General features: G+C 66.1%; 12 protein-coding genes and 1 tRNA gene. 12 read left to right on the top strand and 1 reads right to left on the bottom strand.

Annotated features, from left to right (window positions below):
* Positions 1–23: 23 nt before the first annotated feature.
* The 9 genes from RBXJA2T_RS03265 (at position 24) to rpoC (ending at position 12,506) form a co-directional block, all read left to right on the top strand.
* Positions 24–99 (top strand) — tRNA-Trp (locus RBXJA2T_RS03265).
* A gap of 92 nt (positions 100–191) precedes the next feature.
* On the top strand, positions 192–578 hold the full coding sequence (gene secE / locus RBXJA2T_RS03260; protein WP_009855890.1) for a preprotein translocase subunit SecE: 387 nt from the start codon (positions 192–194) through the stop codon (positions 576–578).
* Between the two features lie 10 nt (positions 579–588).
* Entirely contained in the window at positions 589–1,170 is a 582-nt protein-coding gene (gene nusG, locus RBXJA2T_RS03255) for a transcription termination/antitermination protein NusG (RefSeq protein WP_009855889.1), read from the top strand.
* A 130-nt stretch (positions 1,171–1,300) separates the two neighbouring features.
* Positions 1,301–1,732, top strand: coding sequence for a 50S ribosomal protein L11 (gene rplK / locus RBXJA2T_RS03250; RefSeq protein WP_009855888.1), 432 nt, complete (start codon positions 1,301–1,303; stop codon positions 1,730–1,732).
* A gap of 4 nt (positions 1,733–1,736) precedes the next feature.
* Positions 1,737–2,438: a 50S ribosomal protein L1 gene (rplA, locus tag RBXJA2T_RS03245; RefSeq protein WP_009855887.1), complete on the top strand. Its 702-nt coding sequence runs from the start codon at positions 1,737–1,739 to the stop codon at positions 2,436–2,438.
* 282 nt (positions 2,439–2,720) lie between these two features.
* On the top strand, positions 2,721–3,239 hold the full coding sequence (gene rplJ, locus RBXJA2T_RS03240; RefSeq protein ID WP_009855886.1) for a 50S ribosomal protein L10: 519 nt from the start codon (positions 2,721–2,723) through the stop codon (positions 3,237–3,239).
* A 44-nt stretch (positions 3,240–3,283) separates the two neighbouring features.
* Complete coding sequence (gene rplL / locus RBXJA2T_RS03235; RefSeq protein ID WP_009855885.1) at positions 3,284–3,661, top strand: 50S ribosomal protein L7/L12; 378 nt, start codon at positions 3,284–3,286, stop codon at positions 3,659–3,661.
* 368 nt (positions 3,662–4,029) lie between these two features.
* Entirely contained in the window at positions 4,030–8,151 is a 4,122-nt protein-coding gene (gene rpoB / locus RBXJA2T_RS03230) for a DNA-directed RNA polymerase subunit beta (RefSeq protein ID WP_009855884.1), read from the top strand.
* Between the two features lie 125 nt (positions 8,152–8,276).
* On the top strand, positions 8,277–12,506 hold the full coding sequence (rpoC, locus tag RBXJA2T_RS03225) for a DNA-directed RNA polymerase subunit beta' (RefSeq protein ID WP_009855883.1): 4,230 nt from the start codon (positions 8,277–8,279) through the stop codon (positions 12,504–12,506).
* Between the two features lie 91 nt (positions 12,507–12,597).
* Here the strand turns inward: rpoC and RBXJA2T_RS03220 are convergent, their stop codons facing one another.
* Positions 12,598–13,038: a putative toxin-antitoxin system toxin component, PIN family gene (locus RBXJA2T_RS03220; RefSeq protein ID WP_009855882.1), complete on the bottom strand. Its 441-nt coding sequence runs from the start codon at positions 13,036–13,038 to the stop codon at positions 12,598–12,600.
* 216 nt (positions 13,039–13,254) lie between these two features.
* Here RBXJA2T_RS03220 and rpsL point away from each other — a divergent pair, with 216 nt between their 5' ends.
* From rpsL to fusA, 3 genes are all read left to right on the top strand, one after another.
* Positions 13,255–13,632, top strand: a complete 378-nt coding sequence (gene rpsL / locus RBXJA2T_RS03215) for a 30S ribosomal protein S12 (protein ID WP_009855881.1) — start codon at positions 13,255–13,257, stop codon at positions 13,630–13,632.
* A 136-nt stretch (positions 13,633–13,768) separates the two neighbouring features.
* The gene (gene rpsG / locus RBXJA2T_RS03210; RefSeq protein ID WP_009855880.1) at positions 13,769–14,239 is read left to right on the top strand and encodes a 30S ribosomal protein S7; all 471 of its coding nucleotides are present in this window, start codon (positions 13,769–13,771) and stop codon (positions 14,237–14,239) included.
* A gap of 71 nt (positions 14,240–14,310) precedes the next feature.
* Positions 14,311–16,416, top strand: a complete 2,106-nt coding sequence (fusA, locus tag RBXJA2T_RS03205; protein ID WP_009855879.1) for an elongation factor G — start codon at positions 14,311–14,313, stop codon at positions 16,414–16,416.
* The last annotated feature ends 124 nt before the right edge of the window (positions 16,417–16,540 follow it).

Genomic DNA, 16,540 nt, shown 5'->3' with positions numbered 1-16,540 from the left:
AGTAATCTGTCAAGGTTTTACGCAGGGGCATAGCTCAACTGGCAGAGCGTCGGTCTCCAAAACCGAAGGTCGGGGGTTCGATCCCCTCTGCCCCTGCCACCCGACTCCTCGGGTGCCCAAGACACCAGCCCGCGGGCGCTGAAAAGCCCGGCGGGCTTTGCTGCTGATGGCGGCAAAGTAACCTCTAGCCCATGTCCACCCAACCCCAAGTCGAAACCGTCTCCACGGGCGCCGACAAAGCCAAGCTGGCCGTCGCGGCGATCCTGCTCGTGGCTGGTGTCGTCGTGTTCTACGTGCTCGGTCAGCGCGACCTGTGGCAGCGCGTGATCGCGCTGCTGGTCCTCGTGGCCGGGGCCGTGGGGGTCTTCTTCACCGCTGAAACGGGCCGCCAGCTGATCGGCTTCGGCCGCGAGTCGGTCAAGGAAGTGAAGAAGGTCGTCTGGCCGACCCGCAAGGAAGCGGGCCAGATGACGCTCTACGTGTTCGCCTTCGTCGTCACGATGGCGCTCTTCATGTTCCTGACCGACAAGACGCTGGAGTGGGTGTTGTACGACCTGATCCTGGGCTGGAAGCGCTGAGGCGAACACGATGACGGAACCGCAAGCCACCCCCACCCCCGAGACTGCCGTCGCGCCCAGCAACAAGCGCTGGTACGTCGTGCATGCCTATTCGGGCATGGAGAAGGCCGTCGAACGCAACCTGCGCGAGCGCATCGACCGCGCCGGCATGCAGGACAAGTTCGGCCGCATCCTGGTCCCGACCGAAGAGGTCGTCGAGCTCAAGAACGGCAAGAAGGCCGTCACCGAGCGCCGTTTCTTCCCGGGCTACGTGCTCGTCGAGATGGAAATGGCCGACGACACCTGGCACCTGGTCAAGCACACGAGCAAGGTCACCGGCTTCGTCGGCGGCGCGCGCAACCGCCCGGCCCCGATCTCCGAAGCCGAAGTGATGAAGATCGTCAACCAGATGCAGGAAGGCGTCGACAAGCCCCGGCCCAAGGTCGAGTGGACGGTCGGCGAGATGGTCCGCGTCAAGGAAGGCCCCTTCACCGACTTCAACGGCGCCGTCGAGGAAGTCAATTACGAGAAGAGCAAGGTCAAGGTGTCGGTCACGATCTTCGGTCGTGCCACCGGCGTCGAACTCGACTTCTCCCAGGTCGAGAAGGTCTGACCGGCCTTCGGTGCGGCTCGCCGCGCCAGGATTCCAGGGCGCCCGCCTGCAACCCCGGGTGCCTGCAGCAAGCAGGGTTGTATGACGAGGAGCTGGCACCCCCAGCGCTAGAACTCGGTTAGGAGCCATCATGGCAAAGAAGATCGTCGGCTTCATCAAGCTGCAAGTCCCGGCCGGCAAGGCCAACCCCTCGCCCCCGATCGGCCCCGCGCTCGGTCAGCGCGGCCTGAACATCATGGAGTTCTGCAAGGCGTTCAACGCCCAGACGCAGAGCTACGAGCCGGGCCTGAAGCTGCCGGTCGTGATCACGGCGTACGCCGACAAGTCCTTCACCTTCATCCTGAAGTCGCCCCCGGCGACCGTGCTGCTGAAGAAGGCGGCCAAGATCGAGAAGGGCTCCGGCCGCGCCCACCTGGAGAAGGTCGGCAAGGTCACGCGCGCCCAGCTCGAGGAAATCGCCAAGACCAAGATGAAGGACCTCACCGCCGCCGACATGGACGCCGCGGTGAAGACCATCGCCGGTTCCGCCCGCTCGATGGGCCTCATTGTTGAAGGGGTCTGACGCCATGGCCAAGCTCACGAAGAAAGCCAAGGCCCTGCAGGGCAAGGTCGAAAGCACCAAGCTGTACCCGCTGACCGACGCCCTGGCGCTGGTCAAGGAGTGCGCCACCGCCAAGTTCGACGAATCGATCGACGTGGCCGTGCAGCTCGGCGTCGACGCCAAGAAGTCCGACCAGGTCGTTCGCGGCGCGGTCGTGATGCCCGCGGGCACCGGCAAGACCAAGCGTGTCGCCGTCTTCGCCCAGGGCGCCAAGGCCGAGGAAGCCAAGGCCGCTGGTGCCGACATCGTCGGCATGGACGACCTGGCCGCCGAGATCAAGGCCGGCAACCTGAACTTCGACGTCGTGATCGCCTCGCCGGACACGATGCGCATCGTCGGTACGCTGGGTCAGATTCTCGGCCCGCGCGGCCTGATGCCGAACCCGAAGGTCGGCACCGTGACCCCGGACGTCGCCCAGGCCGTGCGCAACGCCAAGGCCGGCCAGGTCCAGTTCCGCGTCGACAAGGCCGGCATCATCCACGCGACGATCGGCCGCCGTTCGTTCGAGTCGGAGCGCCTGACCGACAACCTGCGCGCGCTGATCGAAGCCCTGAACAAGGCCAAGCCGGCGTCGAGCAAGGGTGTGTACCTGCGCAAGGTCGCCGTGTCGTCGACGATGGGCATCGGCGTTCGCGTCGACACCCAGTCGATCGCCGCCCAGGCCTGAACTTGATACGAGGCCGCGCGCTCCAGTCTGGCGTGCGGCTTCTTGAATTGGTGGGCTGCCCGGCCGCAAGGACGGGCAGGTCATCCAAGACCGCTGGCGGGGCCTCCGGGCTCCTTAATCGGTGGGTCGCCTTCACGGGCGACCGACTCCCAGCGCAGATGGCGGTCCCGCTGCTGAAGGTTTTCCCGGGAGTTGTTGCCGGGGGTTCCCGAAACAGAAGGTCGCTGATTCCAGGCGTGCCGTGGTCGCAAGACCCGGCACATGATGTGTGAGGAACAGACCTTGAGTCTCAATCGCAACGAGAAGGCAGCCGTCGTCGACGGCGTGTCGGCGCAAGCCGCACGCTCGCAGACGCTCGCGCTGGCCGAGTATCGCGGCCTCACCGTGGCTCACCTCGACAAGCTGCGCCGTCAGGCGCGCGACAACGGCGTTTACCTTCACGTGCTGAAGAACACGCTCGCCCGTCGCGCCGTCGCCGGCACGCCGTTCGAAGTGGCCTCGGACGCGATGGTCGGTCCGCTGATCTACGGCTTTTCCGAAGATGCCGTCGCCGCCGCGAAAGTCATCGCCGACTTCGCCAAGGGCAACGACAAGCTCGTCCTCAAGGGCGGCGCTTATGCCGGCAAGGCGCTCGACGCCAACGGCATCAAGGCGCTGGCCTCGATCCCGAGCCGCGAAGTGCTGATCGCCCAAGTGGCGGGCCTGCTGAAGTCGCCGATCCAGCGCATGGCCGGCGTGATCGCCGCCGTCGCCGAGAAGAAGGGCGGCGCCGAGGCGCCCGCCGAGGCCCCGGCGGCCTGACGCATCCGATTCATTGAACTTTTACTGATTTCGAGGAACCTGAAATGGCATTCGACAAAGACGCTTTCCTGGCTGCGATGGACAGCATGACCGTCATGGAACTCAATGACCTGGTCAAGGCCATCGAGGAGAAGTTCGGCGTGTCCGCCGCCGCCATGGCCGCCCCGGCCGCCGGCGGTGCCGGCGCTGCCGCCGCCCCGGCCGAAGAGAAGACCGAATTCAACGTCGTGCTGCTCGAAGCCGGCGCGAACAAGGTCTCGGTCATCAAGGCCGTGCGCGAACTGACGGGCCTGGGCCTGAAGGAAGCCAAGGACCTGGTCGACGGCGCTCCGAAGAACGTCAAGGAAGCCATCGCCAAGGCCGACGCCGAAGCCGCCGTCAAGAAGCTGGTCGAAGCCGGCGCCAAGGCCGAGCTGAAGTAATTCGGACAGACCGCGGGGTCGGCTTTTGCCGGCCTCCGGTCGTTTCGGATCGGTGTTCCGGGCCTCAGGCCCGGGAACACCTGCAAGAGTCCCGCCGGGCGCTTGCAAGTGTTCTCTGATCCGACTGCAGGGAACGGGTTTGGTCGGACTCCGGTGCAACGCCGGGGTTGTCCGCCAGCGGCAGGTAGTGGCCTGCCACCAAGCCTCGGACACGCCGCCGCCGCCGACACGCCGCCCCGCCCCGGGGCCGCCACCGGCGCCGCCACCGAGGACACACTCTCCTCGGCTCGGTGCGCAATGTCCGGGCAGCCAGTCGCCGACGAAATGCAGCCCCAGGCCAGGGCGGCATAGTCGACACGGAGAGTTCAATGGCGCAAGCAACCCCCTACACGTTCACCGAGCGCAAGCGCATCCGCAAGAGCTTCGGCAAGCGCGAGAGCGTGCTCAAGGTCCCCTATCTGCTGACGATGCAGAGCGACTCCTACGTCGCCTTCCTGCAGAAGGACGTGCCGCCTCAGCAGCGCAAGCCCGAGGGCCTGCAGGCCGCCTTCCTATCGGCCTTCCCGATCGTCTCCCACAACGGCTTCGTGGAGATGAAGTTCCTCGAGTACAACATCGCGAAGCCGCCGTTCGACGTGCGCGAGTGCCAGCAGCGGGGCCTGACCTTCGCCGCCGCCGTGCGCGCGAAGCTGCAGATGATCATCTACGACCGTGAGTCGCATCCGGCCAAGGTCGTCAAGGAGATCAAGGAGCAGGAGGTCTACATGGGCGAAGTGCCCCTGATGACCGACTACGGCTCCTTCATCGTCAACGGCACCGAGCGTGTCATCGTCAGCCAGCTGCACCGTTCGCCGGGCGTGTTCTTCGAGCACGACAAGGGCAAGACGCACAGCTCGGGCAAGCTGCTGTTCAGCGCCCGCATCATCCCCTACCGCGGCTCCTGGCTGGACTTCGAGTTCGACCCGAAGGACATCCTGTACTTCCGCGTCGACCGTCGCCGCAAGATGCCGGTGACGATCCTGCTCAAGGCCATCGGCCTGAACCCCGAGCAGATCCTCAGCCACTTCTTCGTCTTCGACAACTTCCGCCTGATGGATTCGGGCGCGCAGATGGAGTTCGTGCCGGAACGTCTGAAGGGCGAGATCGCGCGCTTCGACCTGACCGACAAGAACGGTGCCGTCATCGTCGAGAAGGACAAGCGCATCACCGCGCGCCACGTGCGCCAGCTCGAGCAGAGCGGCACCACGTTCGTCAGCGTGCCCGAGGACTTCCTCGTCGGCCGCGTCATCGCGCGCAACATGGTCGACCCGGACACCGGTGAAATCGTCGCCAAGGCCAACGACGAGGTCACCGAGTCGCTGCTGAAGAAGCTGCGCTCGGCCGGCATCAAGGACATCCAGTGCCTGTTCACGAACGAGCTGAACCAGGGCGCGTACATCAGCCAGACGCTGGCCTCTGACGAGACCGCCGACCAGCTCGCCGCGCGCGTGGCGATCTACCGCATGATGCGCCCCGGCGAGCCGCCGACCGAGGACGCCGTCGAAGCGCTGTTCCATCGCCTGTTCTACAGCGAGGACACCTACGACCTGTCGCGCGTCGGCCGCATGAAGTTCAACGCCCGCGTGGGTCGCGACGTGCCGGACGGCAAGATGACGCTGTCCAACGAGGACATCCTCGACGTCGTCAAGATCCTCGTCGACCTGCGCAACGGCAACGGCGAAGTCGACGACATCGACCACCTGGGCAACCGCCGCGTGCGCTGCGTCGGCGAACTGGCCGAGAACCAGTACCGCTCGGGCCTCGCGCGCATCGAGAAGGCCGTCAAGGAACGCCTCGGCCAGGCCGAGACCGAAGCCCTGATGCCGCACGACCTGATCAACTCCAAGCCGATCAGCGCGGCGCTCAAGGAGTTTTTCGGGGCGAGCCAGCTCTCGCAGTTCATGGACCAGACCAACCCGCTGTCCGAGATCACGCACAAGCGTCGTGTCTCGGCCCTGGGCCCGGGCGGTCTGACGCGCGAGCGCGCCGGCTTCGAAGTCCGCGACGTGCACCCGACCCACTACGGCCGCGTCTGCCCGATCGAGACGCCGGAAGGCCCGAACATCGGCCTGATCAACTCGCTGGCGCTGTACGCGCAACTCAACGAGTACGGCTTCCTGGAGACGCCGTACCGCCGCGTCGTCGACGGCAAGGTCACCGACCAGATCGACTACCTGTCGGCCATCGAGGAAGGCAAGTACGTCATCGCCCAGGCCAACGCGACGCTGGACGGCGAAGGCCGCCTGATCGACGAACTGGTCTCGGCGCGCGAGAACGGCGAATCGGTGCTGCTGTCGCCGGAGCGCGTGCAGTACATGGACGTGGCGCCGACGCAGATCGTCTCGGTCGCGGCCTCGCTCGTGCCGTTCCTCGAGCACGATGACGCGAACCGCGCGCTGATGGGCGCCAACATGCAGCGCCAGGCCGTGCCGACGCTGCGTCCGGAGAAGGCGCTGGTCGGCACCGGTGTCGAACGCGTCGCCGCGGTCGACTCGGGCACCGTCGTCACCGCCCGCCGCGGCGGCATCGTGGACTACGTCGACACCAACCGCATCGTCATCCGCGTCAACGACGACGAGACGGTGGCCGGTGAAGTCGGCGTCGACATCTACAACCTGATCAAGTACCAGCGTTCGAACCAGAACACGAACATCCACCAGCGCCCGATCGTGCGCCGCGGCGACCATGTCGGCGCCGGCGACGTCGTTGCCGACGGTGCCTCGACCGACCTGGGCGAGCTCGCGCTCGGCCAGAACATGCTGGTCGCGTTCATGCCCTGGAACGGCTACAACTTCGAAGACTCGATCCTGATCAGCGAGCGTGTCGTCGCCGACGACCGCTACACCTCGATCCACATCGAGGAACTGGTCGTGATGGCCCGCGACACCAAGCTGGGCTCCGAGGAAATCACGCGCGACATCCCCAACCTGTCCGAGCAGCAGCTGGCTCGCCTGGACGAGTCGGGCATCGTCTACATCGGCGCCGAGGTCAACCCGGGCGACGTGCTGGTCGGCAAGGTCACGCCCAAGGGCGAGACGACGCTGACGCCGGAAGAGAAGCTGCTGCGCGCGATCTTCGGCGAGAAGGCCTCCGACGTGAAGGACACCTCGCTGCGTGTCGACCAGGGCACCAGCGGTACCGTCATCGACGTGCAGGTCTTCACCCGTGAAGGCATCCAGCGCGACAAGCGCGCCCAGCAGATCATCGACGACGAACTGAAGCGCTTCCGCCTGGACCTGAACGACCAGCTGCGCATCGTCGAGGCCGACGCCTTCGACCGGATCGAGAAGCTGCTGGCCGGCAAGGTCGCCAACGGCGGCCCGCAGAAGATCGCCAAGGGCACGACCATCACCAAGGAATACCTGGCGACGGTCGAGAAGTACCACTGGTTCGACATCCGCCCGTCCGAGGACGAGGTCGCCAACCAGCTCGAGTCGATCAAGAACTCGCTCGAGCAGACCCGCCACAGCTTCGACCTCGCGTTCGAAGAGAAGCGCAAGAAGCTGACGCAAGGCGACGAGCTGCCCGCCGGCGTGCTGAAGATGGTGAAGGTCTACCTCGCCGTCAAGCGCCGCCTGCAGCCCGGCGACAAGATGGCCGGCCGCCACGGCAACAAGGGTGTCGTGTCCAAGATCGTCGCGGTCGAGGACATGCCCTACATGGCCGACGGCACGCCGTGCGACATCGTGCTGAACCCGCTGGGCGTGCCCTCGCGGATGAACGTCGGCCAGGTCCTCGAAGTGCACCTGGGCTGGGCCGGCAAGGGCATCGGCCATCGCATCGGCGACATGCTGCAGCAGCAGGCGCGTGCCGCCGAACTGCGCGAGTTCCTCGACGAGCTCTACAACCAGTCCGGCGGCAAGACCGAATCGCTGCAGGACCTGAGCGACGACGAGATCGTCGAGATGGCGAAGAACCTGCAGCACGGCGTGCCGTTCGCGACGCCGGTGTTCGACGGCGCGCACGAGGAGGAGATCCGCGGCATGCTCAAGCTCGCCTACCCGGACGAGCTGGCGGCGCGCAAGGGCCTCACCGCCACGCGCACCCAGGCCACGCTGCACGACGGCCGCACCGGCGAAGCCTTCGAGCGTCCGGTCACGGTCGGCTACATGCACGTGCTGAAGCTGCACCACCTGGTCGACGACAAGATGCACGCCCGCTCGACCGGCCCGTACAGCCTGGTCACGCAGCAGCCGCTGGGCGGCAAGGCGCAGTTCGGTGGCCAGCGCTTCGGTGAGATGGAAGTCTGGGCGCTCGAGGCCTACGGCGCCAGCTACATCCTGCAGGAGATGCTGACCGTCAAGTCCGACGACGTGAACGGCCGGACCAAGGTCTACGAGAACATCGTCAAGGGTGAGCACTCGATCGAGGCCGGCATGCCGGAATCGTTCAACGTGCTGGTCAAGGAAATCCGTTCGCTCGGTATCGACATCGAGCTGGAGAGGGATTGACCCCCTCGAAGCGACCTTCGGTCGCCTCCCACCAGGGGGCGACGCCCGCGGGCCGGCCGGGCCGGCCTCGCGGCGTCCGCTCGACCCGAACCGTTCACATCGATACCAGGATCTAGGAGAACCCCATGAAGGGACTGCTCGACCTTTTCAAGCAATTCACGCCCGACGAACACTTCGACGCGATCAAGATCGGGCTCGCCAGCCCCGAGAAGATCCGCTCGTGGTCGTTCGGCGAAGTGAAGAAGCCCGAGACGATCAACTACCGTACGTTCAAGCCTGAACGTGACGGCCTGTTCTGCGCCAAGATCTTCGGCCCGATCAAGGACTACGAGTGCCTGTGCGGCAAGTACAAGCGCCTGAAGCACCGCGGCGTGATCTGCGAGAAGTGCGGCGTCGAAGTCACGCAGACCAAGGTGCGCCGCGAGCGCATGGGTCACATCGACCTGGCCGCGCCCTGCGCCCACATCTGGTTCCTGAAGTCGCTGCCGTCGCGTCTGGGCCTGGTGCTCGACATGACGCTGCGCGACATCGAGCGCGTGCTGTACTTCGAAGCCTACGTCGTCGTCGACCCGGGCATGACGCCGCTGAAGAAGTTCTCGATCATGTCCGAGGACGACTACGAGGCCAAGCGCGTCGAGTACGGTGACGAGTTCATCGCGCTGATGGGTGCCGAGGGCATCAAGAAGCTGCTCGAGGAGATGGACCTCGACGTCGAGATCGACAAGCTCCGCAACGACATGACCGGGTCGGAGCTGAAGATCAAGAAGAACTCCAAGCGCCTCAAGGTGATGGAGGCCTTCAAGAAGTCGGGCATCAAGCCGCACTGGATGATCCTCGAGGTCCTGCCGGTGCTGCCGCCGGACCTGCGTCCGCTGGTGCCGCTGGACGGCGGCCGCTTCGCGACGTCGGACCTGAACGACCTGTACCGCCGCGTCATCAACCGCAACAACCGCCTGGCCCGCCTGCTCGAGCTGAAGGCGCCGGAGATCATCGTCCGCAACGAAAAGCGGATGCTCCAGGAAGCGGTCGATTCGCTGCTGGACAACGGCCGCCGCGGCAAGGCGATGACCGGCGCGAACAAGCGCGCGCTGAAGTCGCTGGCCGACATGATCAAGGGCAAGAGCGGCCGCTTCCGCCAGAACCTGCTGGGCAAGCGCGTCGACTACTCCGGCCGTTCGGTCATCGTCGTCGGCCCGACGCTCAAGCTGCACCAGTGCGGCCTGCCCAAGCTGATGGCGATCGAGCTGTTCAAGCCGTTCATCTTCAGCCGCCTCGAGGCGATGGGCATCGCCACGACGATCAAGGCCGCCAAGAAGGAAGTCGAAGCCGGCACGCCGGTGGTGTGGGACATCCTGGAAGAGGTCATCAAGGAGCACCCGGTCCTGCTGAACCGCGCGCCGACGCTGCACCGCCTGGGCATCCAGGCGTTCGAGCCGGTGCTCATCGAAGGCAAGGCGATCCAGCTGCACCCGCTGGTCTGCTCGGCGTTCAACGCCGACTTCGACGGTGACCAGATGGCCGTGCACGTGCCGCTGTCGATCGAAGCGCAGATGGAAGCCCGCACGCTGATGCTGGCCTCCAACAACGTGCTGTTCCCGGCCAACGGCGAACCGTCGATCGTGCCGTCGCAGGACGTGGTGCTGGGCCTGTACTACGCCACCCGCGAGCGCATCAACGGCAAGGGCGAAGGCATGGTCTTCGCCGACCTGATGGAGCTGCAGCGCGCGCTGGACAACGGCGTCGTCGAGATCACCGCCAAGATCAACGTCCGCCTGACCGAGTGGCTCAAGGACAAGGTCACGGGCGAGTTCGTGCCCGAGACCAAGCTCGTCGAGACCACCGTCGGCCGTGCGCTGCTGTCGCAGATCCTGCCCAAGGGCCTGCCGTTCTCGAACCTGAACAAGGCGCTGAAGAAGAAGGAGATCTCGCGTCTCATCAACGTCAGCTTCCGCAAGTGCGGCCTGAAGGAGACGGTGGTCTTCGCCGACAAGCTGCTGCAAAGCGGCTTCCGCCTCGCGACGCGCGCCGGCATCTCGATCGCCATCGACGACATGCTGGTGCCGCCGCAGAAGCACGAGCTCATCGCCCGTGCCGAGAAGGAGGTCAAGGAGATCGAGCAGCAGTACGTCTCGGGTCTCGTGACCGCCGGCGAGCGCTACAACAAGGTGGTCGACATCTGGGGCAAGACCGGCGACGAGGTCGGCAAGGTCATGATGTCGCAGCTGTCCAAGCAGAAGACCATCGACCGCAACGGCAAGGAAGTCGACCAGGAGTCGTTCAACTCCATCTACATGATGGCCGACTCCGGGGCGCGGGGCTCCGCGGCGCAGATCCGCCAGCTGGCCGGCATGCGCGGCCTGATGGCCAAGCCGGACGGCTCGATCATCGAGACGCCGATCACGGCGAACTTCCGCGAAGGCCTGAACGTTCTGCAGTACTTCATCTCCACCCACGGTGCCCGCAAGGGCCTGGCGGACACGGCGCTGAAGACCGCGAACTCGGGTTACCTGACGCGCCGTCTGGTCGACGTGACCCAGGATCTGGTCGTCACCGAGGACGATTGCGGCACCCAGAACGGCCTGGCCATGCGTGCCCTGGTCGAGGGCGGTGAAGTCATCGAGTCGCTGCGCGACCGCGTGCTCGGCCGCGTCACCGCGACCGAGGTCCTGCACCTCGAGACGCAGGAAACGCTGATGGGCGCCGGCGAGATGCTCGACGAGGACGCGCTCGACAAGCTCGAGGCCGCCGGCGTCGACGAGGTCAAGGTGCGCACGCCGCTGACCTGCGGCACGCGCTTCGGCCTGTGCGCCAAGTGCTACGGCCGCGACCTGGGCCGTGGCGGCCTGGTCAACGTCGGCGAGGCGGTCGGTGTCATCGCCGCCCAGTCGATCGGCGAGCCGGGCACGCAGCTGACGATGCGGACCTTCCACATCGGCGGTGCGGCGTCGCGCGCGGCGGTCGCGTCGAGCGTCGAGGCCAAGTCCGACGGCATCATCGGCTTCAACAGCACGATGCGCTACGTCACGAACGGCAAGGGCGAACTCGTCGTCATCGCGCGTTCGGGCGAGATCATCATCGCCGACCCGCACGGCCGCGAGCGCGAGCGCCACAAGCTGCCGTACGGCGCGACGCTCAACGTCAAGCCCGACCAGCAGGTCAAGGCCGGCACCGTGCTGGCCAACTGGGACCCGCTGACCCGCCCGATCATCACCGAGTTCGCCGGCAAGGCGCGCTTCGAGAACGTCGAGGAAGGCGTCACCGTCGCCAAGCAGGTCGACGAGGTCACCGGTCTGTCGACGCTGGTCGTCATCGACCCGAAGCGCCGCGGCGCGGCCAAGGTCGTGCGCCCGCAGGTCAAGCTGCTGGACGCGCAGGGCGTCGAGGTCAAGATCCCGGGCACCGACCACGCGGTGACGATCGGCTTCCCGGTCGGCGCGCTGATCCAGGTGCGCGACGGTCAGGACCTGATGCCGGGCGAGGTGCTGGCGCGCATCCCGATGGAAGGCCAGAAGACCCGCGACATCACCGGCGGTCTGCCGCGTGTGGCCGAGCTGTTCGAAGCCCGCTCGCCGAAGGACGTCGGCACGCTGGCCGAGATCACCGGCACGGTGTCGTTCGGCAAGGAGACCAAGGGCAAGGTTCGCCTGCAGATCACCGATCCGGACGGCAAGGTCTACGAAGAGCTGGTGCCCAAGGAGAAGAACATCCTGGTGCACGAAGGCCAGGTCGTGAACCGGGGCGAGCTGATCGTCGACGGCGCGGCGGATCCGCAGGACATCCTGCGCCTGCTGGGCATCGAGGAGCTGGCGCGCTACATCGTCGACGAGGTCCAGGACGTCTACCGTCTGCAGGGCGTGAAGATCAACGACAAGCACATCGAGGTGATCGTTCGCCAGATGCTGCGCCGCGTGCAGATCGTCAACCCGGGCGACACCGGCTACATCGCCGGCGAGCAGGTCGAGCGTTCGGAGCTGCTGGACACCAACGACCGCATGCGCGCCGAGGGCAAGATCCCGGCGACGCACGCCGACGTGCTGCTCGGTATCACGAAGGCCAGCCTGTCGACCGACTCGTTCATCTCCGCGGCCTCCTTCCAGGAGACCACCCGCGTGCTGACCGAGGCGGCGATCATGGGCAAGCGCGACGAACTGCGCGGCCTGAAGGAGAACGTCATCGTCGGCCGCCTGATCCCGGCGGGCACCGGCATGGCGTTCCACGCCGCGCGTCGCGCCAAGGAGGCGATGGACGAGAGCGAGCGTCGTGCGATCGCGCTGCAGGAGGCCGAGGAACTGGCCGCGGTGCAACTGGCCGGCGTCGATGCGGCCAGCGAGGCGGGGGACAACGCGGCCGAGTGATCGGCGGCGCCTCCAGCGTCAAAGGGCAGCTTCGGCTGCCCTTTTCTTTGTCCGTTCGCCGGGGAACGGGTGGTGGCGGGCGGCCTCGTGCTCAGGACGGCGGCGTCCAGCGCGCCGGCGTGCACACCGTGGTGCCGGCGCCGCGCGCCACGCGCGCGAGCTGCAGCAGCGCCTTGTCGCGCGTCAGCAGCCACGGTGCACCCCAGGCGAGCGCCAGGTCGATGAACATCTGGTCGGCCGGGTCGCGGCAGATCGGCGCCCGCCCGCGTGCGGGCGGCATCTCGACGCGGCAGCCGGCGGCGGCGACGTGCTCGCGCGCGGCATCGCAGGCCGGGCGCCAGCGATCGAGTTCCGGGCGCTGCAGGACGTGCAGCAGCTCGTCGAGCATCGGCCCGGTGGCGATCCAGCGCAGCCGGCCGGCCTCGAGGGCGGCGGCCAGCGGCCGGGTCGCGGGGTCGTCGAAGACCAGCCAGTCGAGCACCACGTTCGTGTCCAGAACGACGGCTGCCGCACCCTGCGCGACTTCATCCATGGTGCTTGCTTGCCCCTGACCGAAACCGCTGACTATAATGGAAGGCTTTTCGGCAGACTTTGCCTCTTGCCCGAGCTGCAGCCCGCAAGGCTGAAGCGCATCGGGCAGCGGCGTCAGCCCGGGGTCCCATGGGGCGCCCGGGCTTTGGCGCGACGCCTTTGTGGCGGGGCGGTTTCCCGAAAAGAACGTGTAGCTTCAAACGGGAACAAGTTACCTATGCCCACCATCAACCAGCTCGTTCGCCAAGGCCGCCAGGCCGAAGTGACGAAGAGCAAGTCCCCTGCGATGCAGAACTGCCCGCAACGTCGTGGCGTCTGCACTCGCGTTTACACCACCACCCCGAAGAAGCCGAACTCGGCGCTTCGTAAGGTCGCCAAGGTGCGCCTGACCAACGGTTTCGAGGTCATCTCGTACATCGGCGGTGAAGGCCACAACCTGCAGGAACACAGCGTCGTGCTCGTGCGCGGCGGCCGTGTGAAGGATCTGCCGGGCGTGCGCTACCACATCGTGCGCGGCTCGCTCGACCTGCAAGGCGTCAAGGATCGCAAGCAGTCGCGCTCGAAGTACGGCGCCAAGCGTCCGAAGAAGGCCTGATCAGGCGGTGCCGCCCCGAGGGGTGGCCAAGCGGAAGGCCCGCCGCTACGCGGGTCGAGTAAGTGAAGGGCCTCGATGACCCTTCGCGGTGCGGGTGAAGAGCCGGCGCCAACTGAATCGAAAAAGGAAGAGTCCCATGCCACGTCGTCGCGAAGTCCCCAAGCGCGAAATCCTGCCGGATCCGAAGTTCGGCTCCGTCGACCTGTCCAAGTTCATGAACGTCATCATGGAATCGGGCAAGAAGGCCGTCGCCGAGCGCATCATCTACGGCGCCCTCGACCAGGTCGAGAAGAAGGCCGGCAAGGATCCGCTGGAAGTCTTCCTCGTCGCGCTGAACAACATCAAGCCGATGGTCGAAGTGAAGTCCCGCCGCGTCGGCGGTGCGAACTACCAAGTTCCCGTGGAAGTTCGCCCCGTGCGCCGGCAGGCCCTGGCCATGCGCTGGCTGAAGGAATCGGCGCGCAAGCGCGGTGAGAAGTCGATGGCCGCGCGTCTGGCCAACGAACTGCTGGAAGCGGCCGAAGGCCGTGGCGGCGCGATGAAGAAGCGCGACGAAGTCCACCGCATGGCCGAAGCGAACAAGGCGTTCTCGCACTTCCGCTTCTGACCCCCCGCCTGACGGCCGCCTTGGCGGGCTGAGCGCAGCCCCCAGGCGGCCCTGCATTTGGAGATTTGATCATGGCCCGCAAGACCCCCATCGAGCGCTACCGCAACATCGGTATTTCGGCGCACATCGATGCCGGCAAGACCACCACGACCGAGCGCATCCTGTTCTACACGGGTGTGAACCACAAGATCGGCGAGGTGCACGACGGCGCCGCGACGATGGACTGGATGGAGCAGGAGCAGGAGCGCGGGATCACGATCACCTCCGCGGCCACCACCTGCTTCTGGAAGGGCATGGACCTGTCCTTCCCGGAACACCGTTTCAACATCATCGACACCCCGGGGCACGTCGACTTCACGATCGAAGTCGAGCGCTCGATGCGCGTGCTCGACGGCGCGTGCATGGTGTACTGCGCGGTCGGCGGCGTGCAGCCGCAGTCCGAGACCGTCTGGCGCCAGGCCAACAAGTACAAGGTGCCGCGCCTCGCGTTCGTCAACAAGATGGACCGCACCGGCGCCAACTTCTTCAAGGTCTATGACCAGATGAAGACGCGCCTGAAGGCCAACCCGGTGCCCATCGTCGTGCCGATCGGCGCCGAAGAGAACTTCAAGGGTGTCGTGGACCTCTTCAAGATGAAGGCCATCATCTGGGACGACGCGTCCCAGGGGATGAAGTTCAACTACGAGGACATCCCGGCCGAGCTGGCTGCCGACTGCCAGAAGTGGCGCGACAACATGATCGAGGCCGCCGCCGAAGCCTCCGAGGACTTGATGAACAAGTACCTCGAGGAAGGCGAGCTCTCGGAAGAGGAGATCAAGCACGGCCTGCGCCTGCGCACGATCGCCACCGAGATCCAGCCGATGCTCTGCGGCACCGCGTTCAAGAACAAGGGCGTGCAGCGCATGCTCGACGCCGTCATCGAGTTCCTGCCCTCCCCGGTGGACATCCCCCCGGTCACCGGCACGGACGAGGACGAGCAGCCCGCTTCGCGCAAGGCCGACGACAACGAGAAGTTCTCGGCGCTGGCGTTCAAGCTGATGACCGACCCGTACGTCGGCCAGCTGACCTTCGTGCGCGTCTACTCGGGCATCCTGAAGAGCGGCGACTCGGTCTACAACCCGATCCGCGGCAAGAAGGAGCGCATCGGCCGGATCCTGCAGATGCACGCCAACCAGCGTGAAGAAATCAAGGAAATCCTGGCCGGCGACATCGCCGCCTGCGTGGGCCTGAAGGACGTCACGACCGGCGAAACGCTGTGCGATCCGGAAAGCGTGATCACGCTCGAGAAGATGGTCTTCCCCGAGCCCGTGATCTCGCAGGCCGTCGAGCCCAAGACCAAGAGCGACCAGGAAAAGATGGGCATCGCGCTGGGTCGCCTGGCGGCCGAGGATCCGTCGTTCCGCATGCGCACCGACGAAGAGTCCGGCCAGACCATCATCTCCGGCATGGGCGAACTGCACCTGGAGATCATCGTCGACCGCATGAAGCGCGAGTTCGGCGTCGAGGCCAACGTCGGCAAGCCGCAGGTCGCGTACCGCGAGACGATCCGCAAGACCGCGACCGACGTCGAGGGCAAGTTCGTTCGCCAGTCGGGCGGCAAGGGTCAGTACGGTCACGTCGTCTTCACGGTCGAGCCGAACGAGCCGGGCAAGGGCTTCGAGTTCGTCGACGCGATCAAGGGCGGCGTCGTGCCGCGCGAGTACATCCCGGCGGTGCAGAAGGGTGTCGAAGACACGCTGCCCAACGGCGTGCTGGCCGGCTACCCGGTGGTCGACGTCAAGGTCACGCTGACCTTCGGCTCGTACCACGAGGTCGACTCGTCGGAAAACGCGTTCAAGATGGCCGCGTCGATCGGCTTCAAGGAAGCCTGCCGCAAGGCCAGCCCGGTCATCCTCGAGCCGATGATGGCCGTGGAAGTCGAGACGCCGGAAGACTACGCCGGCTCGGTGATGGGCGACCTGTCGTCCCGTCGCGGCATGGTGCAGGGCATGGACGACATGCCTGGCGGCGGCAAGATCATCAAGGCCGAGGTGCCGCTGTCGGAGATGTTCGGCTACTCGACGACGCTGCGCTCGATGTCGCAGGGCCGTGCGACGTACACGATGGAGTTCAAGCACTACAGCGAAGCTCCGAAGAACGTCGCCGACGCGATCGTCACCGCTCGCGGCAAGAACTGATAGCTCAATCGCGGGGCGGCTGCTCCGCGGTCTCGCGCCCTCGAGGCGCCGGCTGCCCGTGGCCGGCGTGTGGCGCGAGACCTTAAACGGTCACGGGTTCTGCTCTTTCTCTGGAGATACGAAG

The organism is Rubrivivax benzoatilyticus JA2 = ATCC BAA-35 (assembly GCF_000190375.1).
GTDB lineage: Bacteria > Pseudomonadota > Gammaproteobacteria > Burkholderiales > Burkholderiaceae_C > Rubrivivax > Rubrivivax benzoatilyticus.
This window is presented reverse-complemented; position numbering and strand designations above follow the sequence as displayed.

Excerpts from the sequence above, each read along its gene's own strand:
- secE (WP_009855890.1), top strand. The coding sequence starts at position 192 with ATGTCCACCCAACCCCAAGTCGAAACCGTCTCCACGGGCGCCGACAAA.
- nusG (WP_009855889.1), top strand. The coding sequence starts at position 589 with ATGACGGAACCGCAAGCCACCCCCACCCCCGAGACTGCCGTCGCGCCC.
- rplK (WP_009855888.1), top strand. The coding sequence starts at position 1,301 with ATGGCAAAGAAGATCGTCGGCTTCATCAAGCTGCAAGTCCCGGCCGGC.
- rplA (WP_009855887.1), top strand. The coding sequence starts at position 1,737 with ATGGCCAAGCTCACGAAGAAAGCCAAGGCCCTGCAGGGCAAGGTCGAA.
- rplL (WP_009855885.1), top strand. The coding sequence starts at position 3,284 with ATGGCATTCGACAAAGACGCTTTCCTGGCTGCGATGGACAGCATGACC.
- rpoB (WP_009855884.1), top strand. The coding sequence starts at position 4,030 with ATGGCGCAAGCAACCCCCTACACGTTCACCGAGCGCAAGCGCATCCGC.
- rpoC (WP_009855883.1), top strand. The coding sequence starts at position 8,277 with ATGAAGGGACTGCTCGACCTTTTCAAGCAATTCACGCCCGACGAACAC.
- RBXJA2T_RS03220 (WP_009855882.1), bottom strand. The coding sequence starts at position 13,038 with ATGGATGAAGTCGCGCAGGGTGCGGCAGCCGTCGTTCTGGACACGAAC.
- rpsL (WP_009855881.1), top strand. The coding sequence starts at position 13,255 with ATGCCCACCATCAACCAGCTCGTTCGCCAAGGCCGCCAGGCCGAAGTG.
- rpsG (WP_009855880.1), top strand. The coding sequence starts at position 13,769 with ATGCCACGTCGTCGCGAAGTCCCCAAGCGCGAAATCCTGCCGGATCCG.
- fusA (WP_009855879.1), top strand. The coding sequence starts at position 14,311 with ATGGCCCGCAAGACCCCCATCGAGCGCTACCGCAACATCGGTATTTCG.